Origin of the sequence: Mesorhizobium sp. WSM1293 (genome assembly GCF_000513875.1) — a bacterium.
In the GTDB taxonomy this organism is placed as follows: domain Bacteria; phylum Pseudomonadota; class Alphaproteobacteria; order Rhizobiales; family Rhizobiaceae; genus Mesorhizobium; species Mesorhizobium ciceri.
Map to the genome: position 1 here is coordinate 282,083 of NZ_AZUV01000005.1, position 13,068 is coordinate 295,150.

The window sequence follows — 13,068 nt, forward strand, 5'->3', positions numbered from 1 at the left end:
AAACCGGGCATCTTTGCCCGGCGGCCATGCGCTACATCACAGATCATTGTCACAAACCAGCGAAAAGCGCCAACCAGCGATCAGTCGTCATTGGCCATGTGGTTAAGGACCGTCATCAGCCGGTCGCGGTCCGATGTCAGGCCCTTGTAGTCGAGCTGGGCGAGATCGAGTGCTTCGAGCTGGGCGGCGAAAGACACCGCGAGCTTCGCCCGATCAGGGTGCCTGGCCAGCACGGCGAGCGGGTCGAGATGGATGCGGATGGTGAACAGGATATCGCGTGAAACAGGCAGTTTGCGCAGGGTTTGCCGCTCGACGCGAATGAAGGCATGGGCGTCGATGTCGCCATCGGGAAAGCGCGACGGCCGGTTGGTGGCGCGGTCGATGCGCTGCAGGTCGGAGAGCGGATGGTAGAGCGCGTTGTCGGACTGGATCGACCAGTTGTAGCGCTCGACGGCCTGCCCCTGGAGGCCATCGAACATCCGGTTGATGAGTCCCGCCGGACGCGTGCCCGGGCCGAAACCCGGCACCGGCGCGTGGATGTCCTGCAGCGGCTTGCCGAACTTTTCCAGGAGCGACCAGGAGGAGGGAAAGCAGAGCGAGCCGGCGACCAGCCGCCAGCCGCTGTCACTGCTGCGCATCAGGATCAGGTCTTCCTGGACGAGCAGTGAGGCTTTGGCCAGCGGCGCATCGGCGAGGGAAGCAGGCAGACGGCTCGCCGCGCCCGCCACCTCGACGCCTGATCCGCCGAGCCGATGGGTTTCGGGGAACCTCTCCGGGAGATGCGCAGCGAGCAAGTCGAGCACTTCCTGCTGGGCGTCGCGCGTGCCGTCCTCCTCGACGAAAACGCGCTCTGGGATTTCGGCATAGAGCCGGTGCTTTTCGGCGAGATACGGCAGCAGATGGCCGTCGACCTCGATCCAGGCCGCCGGGTCGAGCGGCTTCAGCCCGATGCTGAACAGTTTCGACGAGCCGTCATAGGGCGTGTGGGTGGGCAGCGTATGTTTTGGGGACGTCATGTCTCAGGTCAGTCTTGCCGGGATCAGTCCGCGCAGCGAATTGCCGACGAACAGGGACTTGGCGGATTTCAGATCGTCCAAGCTGTAGATCGCTTCGCGGGCGCGGCCTTCATCCAGAAGCTGCGCGCGCAATACGCCAGGCAGCAGGCCGCAATCGAGCCGGGGCGTCGCCAGCACGCCGTCGCCGAGATCGGCAAAGACATTGGTGATCGTGCCTTCACAGATCTCGCCACGCTCGTTGGCCATAAGCACCTCGTCGGCCTGCGTGATGAGGTGTTCGGCACGGGCACGCGTGTAAAGCTGTCGCCGGCTGGTCTTGTGGCGCAGCAGCGTGTCGTTCGAATCGAGCCTCGTCCGCGCCAGCCGCAGCATCCAGACCTTGTCGGCGGCGAGCGGTTCATAAGGCTGCGCAGAGGCCGTCACCTCGCCATCGTGCGACAGGACGAGACGCGTGCGCGTGGCAACGCCGGAACCGCCGACCGCGCTGCTCAGCGCCTCGCCGACCGTGCCTGGATCACAGCGGAAGCCGAGTTCCGCCGCCGAGCCATAGAGGCGCGCAAGATGACGATCGAAGCGCAGGAAGCCCGAGCCGGGTTCCCAGCGCATGGTCTCGATCAACTGAAAGTCGGCGGTGTTCCCGTCGCGAAGCGCGCTTTCAGCAGACACTCCTGATACTCCTCCTGCGCCGTCGAATCGAAGACGACGCCGCCTCCGACATTGTAGACGGCCTCGCCGCCCGAAAAGAACGAGATGGTGCGGATCGCCACGGAAAAGCGCATCGGGCCGCCGGGCGCGATCCAGCCTATGGCGCCGCAATAGGCATTGCGGGGCGTGCCTTCCAGGTCGCGCAGGATCTCCATGGCACGGATCTTAGGCGCGCCGGTGATCGAACCGCAGGGAAACAGCGCCGCAAAGATCTGGCGGATAGAGAGACCCGGCAGCAGTTTGGCCCTGACGTCGCTCACCATCTGATGCACGGTCGGGTAAGTCTCGATGCGGAACAGCGCCGGCACGTCCAGCGTGCCCACCTCGCTGATCAGCGAGATATCGTTGCGCAGGAGATCGACGATCATCCGGTTTTCGGCCTGGTTTTTCTCGTCATTGCGCAGGAAGATCTTCTGCCGTTCGTCCTCGGCTTTGGTGGCGCCGCGCGGCGCCGTTCCCTTCATCGGATGCGTCTCGATCATGCCCTCGGCGTCGATCTCGAAGAACAGTTCAGGCGAGCGCGACAGCACGATGGGTTCACCGAGCGCGATCAGCGCGCCATATTTCACCGGCTGACGTTCAGTCAACGCATCGAAGGCGGCCAGCGGCTCGCCTGACCATTGCGCATGCACGGGAAAGGTCAGATTGCCCTGGTAGCAATCACCTTGCCGGATGTGCTGGTGCAGCCGCGAGAAGCGTTTTTCATAATCCTCGGGCGACCACGTCGCACGGGCGTCGAAGATCGGGCCATTGGTCGCCGCCATATTGCGCGGCGGCACCGCCTGTTCGACCGGGGCATCGAAAACCCCAAGGCACACGAGTGGGGCGCGGCGTCCATTCGGCAGCAGGGGAACGAGCTTGGGTTCGAGCAGGTAGCCCGCCTCATACGAGAAATAGCCGGCAAGCCATTTGCCTGCATCATGCGCGGCTTGTGCTGCTTCCAGAGCCGGCCCGAAATCGCCTGCGTCGTGCGCCACGATGATATCGGCCGGCCGGTCGAAAACGAGCTGGCGCGCGCTTTTGTCATTGCGGAAAATTGCGGCGGGCAGGGACATGGGCACCGAATGCTGCGGTCAATGAAGCCATCAACCGCTCTATATGGGGTGCCGCCCGCGCGCAATCGAGGGAACGGCACGCTGCCTCTTAAAGCCGACCTTTGGGCCAACTCAGGAACCAAGAGCAAACGGCGACGCCGATATGGCGCCGCCGCTTGCAATCTTCAGGTCGTGCCTGGCGATCAGCTGTTGCTGGAGGTTCCGGCTGTTGGAAACTGCTTGGCGAATTCCTTCTCGTTGCCGGCGGCGAGCAGCTTGGCCTGCTCGATCCAGCGTTCGCGCGCGATGCGGCCATCGAAATTCATGACGTCTTCGATCCGTTTGATATCGGCCGCTGTCCAGGACGCGATCTGGGCGAAGCTGGTGACGCCTTGTGCCTTGAGCAGTTTCTCATTGACCGGACCGATACCGATCAGCCGACGCAGATTGTCGGGCTTTCCGGATGCTGAGCCGGATGCAGGCTTGGCTGTTGCAGGCTTGCTCGTTGCGGATTTGGCTGGAGCCGAGGTTTTGGTGGCGGCGGGTTTCGCCGCCGGCTTGGCAGGGACCGCCTTGGCAGGGACCGCTTTCGCAGCGGCCGGTTTGGCCGGCGCGGGCTTTGTGGATTTGGCCGTCGCGGGGGTCGACATCAGGGCCGCCGGCGCCTGGCTTGCCGGTTTTGCCGCGCTGCTTCCGGCGGCAGGTGCGGCCGACGCTTCGCGCAGCCGGCGCTCAAGGTCGGCGCGGGTCTTGCCGCATGCATCGAGTTCGTCGGTCAGGCGGTCGCTGTCGGTGCGCAGCCTGTCGCGTTCGCTGCGTGTACGGTCGAGATCGCCGCGCAAGCTGTCGAGTTCACCGCGCAGGCGCCCCCAAAGGAACCAGCCGACCAATACGCCTATCAGGAACGCCAGGACCACGTAGAAAAAAGTGCCCATTGTCTCTCTCCAGTCAGATCCGTCTGCCGTGGGTCATGATCTTCGGCGAAGGACTACTCTTGGTGGTTCCGCGGTAAGCAGAACAGCCGGCTTCGGTTCGAGCTGTCGGCGATCGGCTTTGCTTGCCCATGGCCAACGGCCGTTGTCGCGTTCGCCTGAGCGCCACGGCCGGCTGAGATTTCTCCTCGCCGATCCGCATGCGCTCCGGCTGAGCTTGGAGCGAAGGCTATCATAGAGCTTGTGGAAAGCTATCGGAAAACTTCGGTGGAGAGTACTTCAAGAACAGATATTTAGGGCGATAGTAGAGCTGTCCCAACATGCATTCCGGCTAAACTGTTAGAGCGACGCCTGGGGGCATTTCAAGTGTCAAGCGCTTCCAGCTCGTCGATCAGGCCACCGATGACGCCAAGTCCGATCTGCCAGAAGGCGGGATCGGTGGCGTCGAGCCCGAAGGGCGCCAGAAGCTCGGAATGATGTTTGGTGCCGCCGGCGCGCAGCATTTCGAAATACTTGTCCTGAAAGCCGCGCTCGGCGTTCTGGTAGACCGCGTAGAGCGAGTTCACCAGGCAGTCGCCGAAAGCATAGGCATAGACATAAAAGGGCGAATGGATGAAGTGCGGGATGTAGGTCCAGAACACCTCGTAGCCTTCGCGCAGCTTGATGGCGGGACCCAGACTTTCGGCCTGCACTTCGAGCCAGAACTGACCGAGCCTGTCGGAGGTCAGTTCGCCGTTCTTGCGTTCGGCATGCACCTTGCGCTCGAATTCATAGAAGGCGATCTGGCGCACGACCGTGTTGATCATGTCCTCGACCTTCTGGGCGAGCATGGCCTTGCGCTCACGCCGGTCGGTGGTCTGGTCGAGCAGCGAGCGGAAGGTCAGCATCTCGCCGAAGACCGATGCCGTCTCGGCCAGCGTCAGCGGCGTCGAGGCCATCAGCGCACCCTGGCCGCCGGCCAGCACCTGATGCACGCCATGGCCAAGCTCGTGCGCCAGCGTCATCACATCGCGCGGCTTGCCCATGTAGTTGAGCAGGACATAGGGATGCGCCGACGGTACGGTCGGATGCGCGAAGGCGCCAGGCGACTTGCCGGGCCGCACCGGCGCGTCGATCCAGTTGCGGTCGAAGAAGGTTCGCGCGATCTCGGCCATGTCGGGCGAAAAGCGCTGATAGGCGGACAGCACGGTGTTCCTGGCCTCGTCCCAGCCGATGATCGCCTGGGGCGTATCCGGCAACGGCGCGTTGCGGTCCCAATGGTTCATCACCTCCATGCCCAGCCAGCGTGCCTTCATCGCGTAGTAGCGGTGCGAGAGGCGCGGATAGGCATCGCGAACGGCGGAGGCCAAGGCGTCCACCACACTGCGCTCGACGCGGTTGGCCAGATGGCGTGAATCGGCGATGTCCTCGAAGCCACGCCAGCGGTCGGATATCTCCTTGTCCTTGGCCAGCGTGTTGGTGATCAGCGTGAAGGTGCGCAAGTTCTTGCGGAAGGTCGTGGCCAGCGCCTCGGACGCCCGGCGGCGCACCTCGCCGTCGGCGTCCTGCAGACGGTTCAGCGCCGGCTCCAACGTCAATTCCTCGCCGTCGATGTGGAAGCGAAGGTCGGTCATCGTCTCGTCGAACAGGCGGTTCCAGGCGCCGCGTCCGGTGATCGACTTTTCGTGGAAGAGCTGCTCGACGCGGTCCTCGAGCTGGTAAGGCTTGTCCTTGCGCAGATCGAGCACCCATGGCCGATAGTGGCCGAAGGCGGGATCGCCGGCGAGCGCGCCTTCGATCGACGCATCGTCGATCAGGTTGAGTTCGAGCGCGAAGAACAGAAGGTGCGCGCTGGCGTCGGTCATCTTCTCCTGGATGTCGCCATAGAGCTTGGCGCGCTGGGGATCGGCGGTGTTTCCGGCATAAACCAGTCCCGCATAGGAGACGATGCGGCCGATCAGTTCCTCCAGCGCCTCGTAGGCGACAAGCGCCTCGCCCAGCCTGCCGGCGCTGCCGCGCTCGGCTTCGGCGGCCAGCGTACCCTTCCAGCGGCTCTCGAAGCTGGTGGCATCGGTGGCGGCCTTGGCGATGTCGCGCTTCAGCTCCGGCGCGTCCATGCCGGCATAGAGGTCGGCAAGGTTCCATTCCGGCAAGTCGCCCAGCTCGGCCGCGCCTTGACCCGACGCCGGCGCCGCCAGCCGCCGTGCGGAAACCATGTGCCCAGAATCCCTATGCATTGCCGACACCTTCCGTGGCCAAGGTTCAAGGAGAAACGAGAAGCCGGTCAAATCCTAAGGAATTCATTCACCGGGTTTTTTGAAACCTTATTTAGAACCCTGTGCCAAGATGGTCCACAGGGCAGAATTCCTCGGGCGGGCAGTCACACCAGTCATGACAGGTTCCATACTCATAGTCGATGACGATCCGGTGCAACGCCGGCTGCTCGAAGCGGCGGTGACGCGGTTCGGCTACAGCGCAATCGTGGTCGACGGCGGCGCGGCCGCTCTCGACATCCTCGATGGACCCGGCGCCCGCGAGGTGTCGGTGGTCATCCTCGATCTGGTCATGCCCGGTCTCGACGGTATCGGCGTGCTGAAGGCAATGCGCGAGCGCGACATCAACGTGCCGGCGATCGTGCAAACCGCGCAGGGCGGCATCGAGACCGTGGTTTCGGCGATGCGTCATGGCGCCTTCGATTTCGTCGTCAAGCCGGCGTCTCCCGACAGGCTGCAGGCATCGATCGGCAATGCGCTCAAGGTCGAGGCCGTCGAGGGCGAGGTCAAGCGCACATCGCGCCGGCGCGGCGGCCTCCTGACCTTCAAGGACATGATCACGCACAGCCCGGCCATGGACAGGGTGATCCGCCTTGGCCAGAAAGCGGCGGCATCCAACATTCCGATCCTGATCGAGGGCGAGTCCGGCGTCGGCAAGGAACTGGTGGCGCGTGCCATCCAGGGCAGTGGCGACCGCCGCACGAAGCCCTTCGTCACCGTCAATTGCGGCGCCATTCCAGACAATCTGGTCGAATCGATCCTGTTCGGTCACGAGAAGGGCTCGTTCACCGGGGCCACCGACAAGCACACCGGCAAGTTCGTCGAAGCGCATTCGGGCACGCTGTTTCTCGACGAGATCGGCGACCTGCCGCTCGACGTGCAGGTCAAGCTGTTGCGCGCGGTCCAGGACGGCGAGGTCGACCCGGTCGGTGGGCGCTCGACCGTCAGGGTCGACATCAGGCTGATTTCGGCGACGCACCGCAACCTCCTACAGCAGGTCAAGGACGGCAAGTTCCGCGAGGATCTGTTCTACCGGCTGAACGTCTATCCGATCTTCGTGCCGCCGCTGCGCGACCGCCGCGACGACATCCCGTATCTGGTCACCCATTTCATGGAGAAGGTCGCGCCGGCCGACCCGCACCGTCGCCTGCAAGGTATTTCGGCGGCAGCGCTCGCCGTGCTGCAGGCCTATGACTGGCCCGGAAACATCCGGCAGCTCGAAAACGCCGTCTTTCGCGCCTCGGTGCTTTGCGAAGGCGATGTGCTTGCCGCCGAGGACTTCCCGCAGATCCGGGCGCAAGTGGAAGGCACCGTCAACCTCGATATGGATGGCGACGCGCCGTCGCCGTCCTTGCCTTTGCAGGCGCGCGATGACGAAGCCTTGCCCGGCGAGGGCGGCCCGGCAATCGCGTTCGATCCGCCGGCAAGGCTGCAGCCTCGCTTCGGCACGTTGCGGGCGCTCGACGAGCGCGGCAATGTGCGGGCACTTGCCGATGTCGAACTCGAGATGATCAAGCTTGCCATCGATCACTACAACGGACAGATGAGCGAAGTCGCCCGCCGACTCGGCATCGGCCGCTCGACGCTCTATCGCAAGCTCAAGGAACACGGCATCGATCCGGAGACAGGCCGCGTCGATCGACTAGCCTCCTAAGGGCGATGCCGGGCTGAGCTTTGGCCCGGCTTCCGGCTTTGCCACAAGGCCGGCGCCAGCTTGCAATGCCACAACGGGCCTTGTATCGCCGTTTCAGCGGCATTGTGGCTGTCCCGTGGACAGCTCTGTTCACGCATTAAGGCTAGCGGTAACAGATCGTGTTCGGGGCGAAGGCGAAAATCTGATCTAAACCAGCGGTTTACCAAGAAACCTTGTGAACAATTTTTGACGGGATATCGCCACGGTGTTACCGCATTTCGGCTTCAATAAGCGATGATTAACCATTAGGATCGATATTCGGGTGTGCTAATGCCACATCCGTTTGGACAAATCCGGGGACAAACGGCAGCCTGCAAGGCCTTTTGATTTGAACAGAATCGAACGACACACAAACAGGCGGCACCATCATTTGAGCGTCTGGCCGAAGTGGCTGGCAGTGTTGGTTGTCGCTTTTGGTTTTGTTGCCGCGGCTGCGAGCGGAGCCAGCGCCGAAACACGGTCGCTGAAGCTTTATCATCTCCACACCCATGAGAAGGCCGAGATCGTCTACAAGCGCAACGGCCGCTACGTTCCCGAGGGTCTCCGCAAGATCAACATCATTTTGCGCGACTGGCGTCGCAACGAGCCGACCAAGATGGATCCGCGCCTGCTGGATCTCGTCTGGGAGGCGTATCGGGAAGCAGGTGCCACGGACTACATCCAGGTCGTGTGCGGCTATCGCTCGCCGTCGACGAACTCGATGCTGCGCAGCCGCAGCAGGGGCGTGGCCGAGAAGAGCCAGCACATGCTCGGCAAGGCGATGGATTTCTATATTCCCGGCGTGCCGCTGAAAAAGCTGCGCAACATCGGCCTCAAGATGCAGGGCGGCGGCGTCGGCTACTATCCGTCATCGGGTTCGCCGTTCGTCCATATGGATGTCGGCAATGTGCGCCATTGGCCCGGTATCAGCCGGCAGGAACTGGTCAGCCTGTTCCCCAATGGCAAGACGCTGCATGTGCCGAGCGACGGCAGGCCGCTGCCCGGTTTTGAGCAGGCGCTCGCCTCCTACAAGGCGCGCAAGGGTTCAGGCTCGCCGGCCATCGAGATGGCCAGTGCCGGCGGCAGCAGCAAGAAATCGGGTGGATTCCTGTCGGCTTTCTTCGGTGGCGGCGGCGACGACGAGGCCGACGACAGCGCCGATGTCGAGACCGCTTCGGCCGCCCCCCCGCCCAAGGCGAGAAACCTGAAGCCGGCAGCGGCGGCCAAGACCAGCAACCTCCCGGGCATCGCCATCGTGGCGCCGGAGAATGCGCGGCGCGCCGAGATTCCGCAGGTGACCGAACAGCAGGCTCCGGAGCCTGAACAGGACACGCCGGAGACGATCATCGCGGCATTGCCGGCCCGAAGCATTCCGCTGCCGGATTTCGCACCGCGGCCGAAAGCCGATGTCGGCGCGCAGCAGCCTGAGAATGTTCCCTTCGCGATGGCGGAGGCGACAGCCACCACCGAGCAGGCCGTGGCGACCGCGCATGCGCCGGCGAGCGTTCCTTTCGGCATGGCCGATGCAACGGCTTCGGCTGATGCGACCCAGGTCGCGGTCAACAACATACCGTTGCCGACATGGCGTCCCGACAATTCGCTGCCGGCCGCTCTGGCTGCGCCGCCCAGCAAGGATGTGCTGATGGCGCTGGCCGAGACGGCCGACCAAGGCAAGACCGCGACCGATGCGTTCTCGGTGCTGCCGACGGCGCGGCCCGAGATGGCCAGGCCGGACGCGGTCAAGGCCGTGCTCGACGAGGCCAATGCCCAGGTCGGTGCGGCCGATTACCAGCTTGCTTCCTTGTCCGGGTCCGAGCCGCGTTCGGCGTTCAACGATCCGGGCACCAACACCGCATCGCCGCGCGATGCTGTCGTGGCCCGCCCAGTCGGTTCCGATCCGGCCGCCGCGATCGGCGCCGGCGTCAAGACGACGCGCAAGGAATCGAGAGCCACCGCCCGCGACCTGAAGCCAGGCCCCAAGGCCATGGTGGTTGCAGCCGCACCGCAGGCCGCCCGTTGGGCCTTGACCAGCGGCGAGCAGGTCGCCACCGTTTCAAGCGCGACGACGGCGCCGGGTTACGCCTACAGCATCGTGCACACGCCGCCGAGCGAGGTCTACACCGCTGGTTTCCAGCCGAGCAGCCAGGTGGCCGATGCCAATCGCTTCACCGGCAACGCCGTCAAGTTCATGTCGGTAGCCCGCTTCCAGACCAAATGACGGCAAATCAACCGACAAAGCCGCGCCGGGCAACCAGCGCGGCTTTTTGCTGCGTGGCCGGATCCGGTCGCGCGGCCCGCCGGCTTCCGATCACACCGGCCTGACATTGCCGTGATCGTGGAACGCCTCGGGCCGTCAGCGGTTTCTCCCCCGTTCGTTCAAACCGGGGATACCCATGAAGAAGATTCTACTGGCATCGGTCATCGCGTTGGCAACCGCTTCGGCGGCCATCGCCCCTACGCAGGCGGAAACCATTGTCGTCAAGACCCACGATCACATGCACATGAAGAAGCACTGCCGGACCAAGGTTGTCACGACCTGGAAGCATCATCATAGGGTGGTCAGGGAAGTCAGGGTCTGCAACTGATCCGGCCAAGGCAGGCCTGGAAAAAACATCCGGCGGAAGCCCGGTCGACGCAAGTCGGCCGGGTTTTTCCATGCCGCCATGAAAGCCTTATTTTGTGAGCTTGCTCGCCGCGCGCGCCAAGCCTTCGATCTCGTCCCATTTGCCGGCCTTGACGAGGTCGTCGGGCGCCACCCAGGAACCGCCGACGCAGACCACGTTGGGCAGACTTAGATAGTCAGCCGCGTTCTTGGCCGAGATGCCGCCGGTCGGGCAGAATTTCACATCGGCGAGCGGCGAGGCGAAGGCCTTCAGCGAAGCGATGCCGCCCGACTGCTCGGCCGGGAAGAATTTCAGAAAGCGCAAGCCGGCTTCGCGCGCGGCCATGATCTCGCCGGGCGTGATCGCACCGGGCAGCAGCGGAACATCGCTGGCGGCGGCTGCCGACAGAAGCTCGCGGGTGATGCCGGGGCTGACGATGAAGCGCGAGCCCGCGGCGGCAGCCTCTTCGAACTGCCTGGCATCAAGAATGGTGCCGGCGCCGACGATGGCTTCCTCGACTTCACCAGCGACCCGCCGGATCGCTTCCAGCGCGTCGGCGGTCCTCAGCGTGATCTCGATCGCAGGCAGGCCGCCGCGCGCCAGAGCGCGGGCCAGCGGCACGGCATTGGCGACATCGGAGATCTTCAGCACCGGGATGACGGGCTGGCCGTTGAGGAGCGACAGAAGTTTTTCGGTCTTGCTGGGCATGTGTCTCTCCGTGGCGTGGGACAATTCAACCGATTAGCAGAAGGCCGTTTTCCTGTCCACGAAACCGGCCGTGTCGCGATGTCACGCGTCGCCCATACTCGCCAAGCCCAAGTTGACAAGGGTGGCTGCCGGCTCGATGGTGCCGACAGCTTTTGTCCGGGTGGCTTTTCAGGATAGGAATTTTTTCTTGACTCCCTGATCTCAGCTATGGTACAAATTCACCCATGGTGCAGATTTGCGCCAGTGACCCGCCGAACAGGATGCCTGCTTTGCCTTGAATCGGCTTGCTCGAGCGTCTAGTGGCTTCGGCGATGACATCACTTCCACTCCTTCGCGTCGCCGCGCTCTACCGGTTTGCCCGGCTCGACGCTTTCGAAGAACTGCGCGCGCCGCTCGCCGCATTCTGCTGCGGGCGCGGCATAAAGGGCACGCTGCTGCTGGCGCATGAAGGCATCAACGGCACCGTCGCCGGCAGCGAGACGGCAATTGCCGAACTGATCGCGTATCTCGAAGCCATCGAAGGGCTTGCCGGACTCGAGGTCAAGTACAGCGCGGCCGCGGACATGCCGTTCCATCGCATGAAGGTGCGGCTGAAGCGCGAGATCGTCACCATGGGTGTCGATGACATCGATCCTTCGAAAAGTGCCGGCACCTGCGTCGCGCCGGCCGACTGGAACGCTCTGATTTCGCAGCCCGGCACTGTCATCATCGACACGCGCAACGCCTATGAGGTGTCGATCGGCACGTTCAAGGGTGCGATCGACCCGGCCACCGCAAGCTTTCGCGAGTTCCCGGCCTGGGTGGAAACGCACCGGGCGGAGCTCGAAGGCCGCAAGGTTGCGATGTTCTGCACCGGCGGCATACGCTGCGAAAAGGCAACCGCCTATGTCAAATCGCTCGGCTTCGAGGATGTCTTCCATCTCAAGGGCGGTATCCTCAAATACCTCGAAGAGGTTCCGGCCGAACAGAGCCTCTGGCAAGGCGAGTGCTTCGTCTTCGACGAGCGGGTTTCGGTGTCGCACGGCCTTGCCGAGGGCGACGCGGAACTGTGCCGCGCCTGCCGCCACCCGCTGACGCCGGGCGAGCTGACGTCGCCCAAATTCGCTGCCGGTATTTCGTGCCCGCATTGCTTCGATGCGCGTTCGGACGAGGACCGCCAGCGTTATGCCGAGCGCCAGCGCCAGGTCGAGCTTGCGCAGGCGCGGGGCAGGGGGCCGCATATCGGCTCCTGATCCAGCATCGTGCTGCTGCAAAGCGGCTGCCTGTCATTGCAATGTCAAGTTTCGGGACCTACGTCTTCGACGTTCGAAACCCGCCCGTTGGCCGGGCAAATCCTGGAGGCACTGAATGTTCGATCCCAAGAAGCTTCTCGACGATCTGCTCGGCTCGCAAATCCCCGGCACCAGCGGCACTGTTCGCGACAAGGCGGGGCAGGCCGTGCAGATGGCCAAGGACAATCCGCTGGCCGCCGGTGCGCTGGCCGCGGTGCTGCTCGGAACCGGTACTGGCCGCAACGTGACGGGCGCCGCAGTGAAGCTTGGCGGACTGGCCGCGATCGGCGGCCTCGCCTACAAGGCCTACCAGAATTACAAGGCCGGCAACGCGCCCGCGGAAGCACCGGCGGCCAGTGAACCGGAATTGCTGCCGCCGCCCAAGGAACCCCCTTCCACCCGTCGCAGGCGCCGCAAGGCGAGGACGAATTCACGCTGACGCTGGTTCGGGCGATGATTTCGGCGGCGAAGGCCGATGGCCATATCGACGATGATGAGCGCCAGAAGATCGCCGGCAAGCTCAGCCTGGCCGGCATAGGCTCCGACGCCGAAAAGTTCCTGATGGCGGAGCTGGCAAGCCCGCTCGACCTCGACACGCTGGTGGCCGGCGCCAAGACCGATGCGCAGAAGCTCGAACTCTACACGGCGTCGCGCCTGACCATCGATCCCGACACACGCGCCGAGCGCGGTTATCTCGACCTGCTTGCCGGCCGGCTCGGCCTGCCGGACGCGCTGGTCGACCATGTCGAGGCGACGGTTTCGGCGGCCAAGGTGCCGGCCAAGGCCGGGACGTCACCCAATCCGCGCTGGTAGGCCAAAACGGCACAGGGGGCACTTTCCGGGTTAACCGCTCATTAACCCAGCAAGCGCATCAT

10 protein-coding genes and 1 pseudogene are annotated in these 13,068 nt (G+C 64.0%); 5 read left to right on the forward strand and 6 right to left on the reverse strand.

What is annotated here, in order from left to right; translation table 11 throughout:
• Positions 1 to 80: 80 nt before the first annotated feature.
• The 5 genes from M729_RS0109260 to M729_RS0109280 form a co-directional block, all read right to left on the reverse strand.
• Positions 81 to 1,016, reverse strand: coding sequence for a DUF3445 domain-containing protein (locus M729_RS0109260; protein WP_027161404.1), 936 nt, complete (start codon positions 1,014 to 1,016; stop codon positions 81 to 83).
• Between the two features lie 3 nt (positions 1,017 to 1,019).
• Entirely contained in the window at positions 1,020 to 1,682 is a 663-nt protein-coding gene (locus M729_RS0109265; RefSeq protein WP_013529733.1) for an aminotransferase class IV family protein, read from the reverse strand.
• The gene (locus M729_RS0109270) at positions 1,631 to 2,776 is read right to left on the reverse strand and encodes an aminodeoxychorismate synthase component I (protein WP_027161405.1); all 1,146 of its coding nucleotides are present in this window, start codon (positions 2,774 to 2,776) and stop codon (positions 1,631 to 1,633) included. The genes M729_RS0109265 and M729_RS0109270 overlap by 52 nt, the downstream gene beginning before the upstream one ends.
• 182 nt (positions 2,777 to 2,958) lie before the next feature.
• The gene (locus tag M729_RS0109275; protein ID WP_027161406.1) at positions 2,959 to 3,690 is read right to left on the reverse strand and encodes an NADH dehydrogenase; all 732 of its coding nucleotides are present in this window, start codon (positions 3,688 to 3,690) and stop codon (positions 2,959 to 2,961) included.
• A 359-nt stretch (positions 3,691 to 4,049) separates the two neighbouring features.
• Entirely contained in the window at positions 4,050 to 5,882 is a 1,833-nt protein-coding gene (locus M729_RS0109280; RefSeq protein WP_027161407.1) for a M3 family oligoendopeptidase, read from the reverse strand.
• Positions 5,883 to 6,057: 175 nt separating this feature from the next.
• Between M729_RS0109280 and M729_RS0109285 the strand changes: the two genes are divergently transcribed.
• From M729_RS0109285 to M729_RS0109295, 3 genes are all read left to right on the forward strand, one after another.
• Positions 6,058 to 7,593, forward strand: coding sequence for a sigma-54 dependent transcriptional regulator (locus tag M729_RS0109285; RefSeq protein ID WP_024502726.1), 1,536 nt, complete (start codon positions 6,058 to 6,060; stop codon positions 7,591 to 7,593).
• Between the two features lie 409 nt (positions 7,594 to 8,002).
• Positions 8,003 to 9,829, forward strand: coding sequence for a DUF882 domain-containing protein (locus tag M729_RS0109290; RefSeq protein ID WP_024502725.1), 1,827 nt, complete (start codon positions 8,003 to 8,005; stop codon positions 9,827 to 9,829).
• A gap of 175 nt (positions 9,830 to 10,004) precedes the next feature.
• On the forward strand, positions 10,005 to 10,196 hold the full coding sequence (locus M729_RS0109295) for a hypothetical protein (RefSeq protein ID WP_013529739.1): 192 nt from the start codon (positions 10,005 to 10,007) through the stop codon (positions 10,194 to 10,196).
• Positions 10,197 to 10,283: 87 nt separating this feature from the next.
• On the opposite strand, the gene M729_RS0109300 is transcribed toward M729_RS0109295, so the two are convergent.
• Positions 10,284 to 10,922: a 2-dehydro-3-deoxy-phosphogluconate aldolase gene (locus M729_RS0109300; protein WP_027161408.1), complete on the reverse strand. Its 639-nt coding sequence runs from the start codon at positions 10,920 to 10,922 to the stop codon at positions 10,284 to 10,286.
• Positions 10,923 to 11,233: 311 nt separating this feature from the next.
• Between M729_RS0109300 and M729_RS0109305 the strand changes: the two genes are divergently transcribed.
• Together M729_RS0109305 and M729_RS01000000134790 are read left to right on the forward strand one after the other, a co-directional pair.
• Positions 11,234 to 12,154, forward strand: a complete 921-nt coding sequence (locus tag M729_RS0109305; RefSeq protein WP_027161409.1) for a rhodanese-related sulfurtransferase — start codon at positions 11,234 to 11,236, stop codon at positions 12,152 to 12,154.
• Positions 12,155 to 12,269: 115 nt separating this feature from the next.
• Positions 12,270 to 13,006 (forward strand): annotated as a pseudogene (locus M729_RS01000000134790) (tellurite resistance TerB family protein).
• Positions 13,007 to 13,068: the final 62 nt, after the last annotated feature.

Bases quoted from the DNA above. Each gene is read 5' to 3' on its own strand.
- M729_RS0109260 (WP_027161404.1), bottom strand. From the start codon at position 1,016: ATGACGTCCCCAAAACATACGCTGCCCACCCACACGCCCTATGACGGC.
- M729_RS0109270 (WP_027161405.1), bottom strand. From the start codon at position 2,776: ATGTCCCTGCCCGCCGCAATTTTCCGCAATGACAAAAGCGCGCGCCAG.
- M729_RS0109275 (WP_027161406.1), bottom strand. From the start codon at position 3,690: ATGGGCACTTTTTTCTACGTGGTCCTGGCGTTCCTGATAGGCGTATTG.
- M729_RS0109280 (WP_027161407.1), bottom strand. From the start codon at position 5,882: ATGGTTTCCGCACGGCGGCTGGCGGCGCCGGCGTCGGGTCAAGGCGCG.
- M729_RS0109285 (WP_024502726.1), top strand. From the start codon at position 6,058: ATGACAGGTTCCATACTCATAGTCGATGACGATCCGGTGCAACGCCGG.
- M729_RS0109295 (WP_013529739.1), top strand. From the start codon at position 10,005: ATGAAGAAGATTCTACTGGCATCGGTCATCGCGTTGGCAACCGCTTCG.
- M729_RS0109300 (WP_027161408.1), bottom strand. From the start codon at position 10,922: ATGCCCAGCAAGACCGAAAAACTTCTGTCGCTCCTCAACGGCCAGCCC.
- M729_RS0109305 (WP_027161409.1), top strand. From the start codon at position 11,234: ATGACATCACTTCCACTCCTTCGCGTCGCCGCGCTCTACCGGTTTGCC.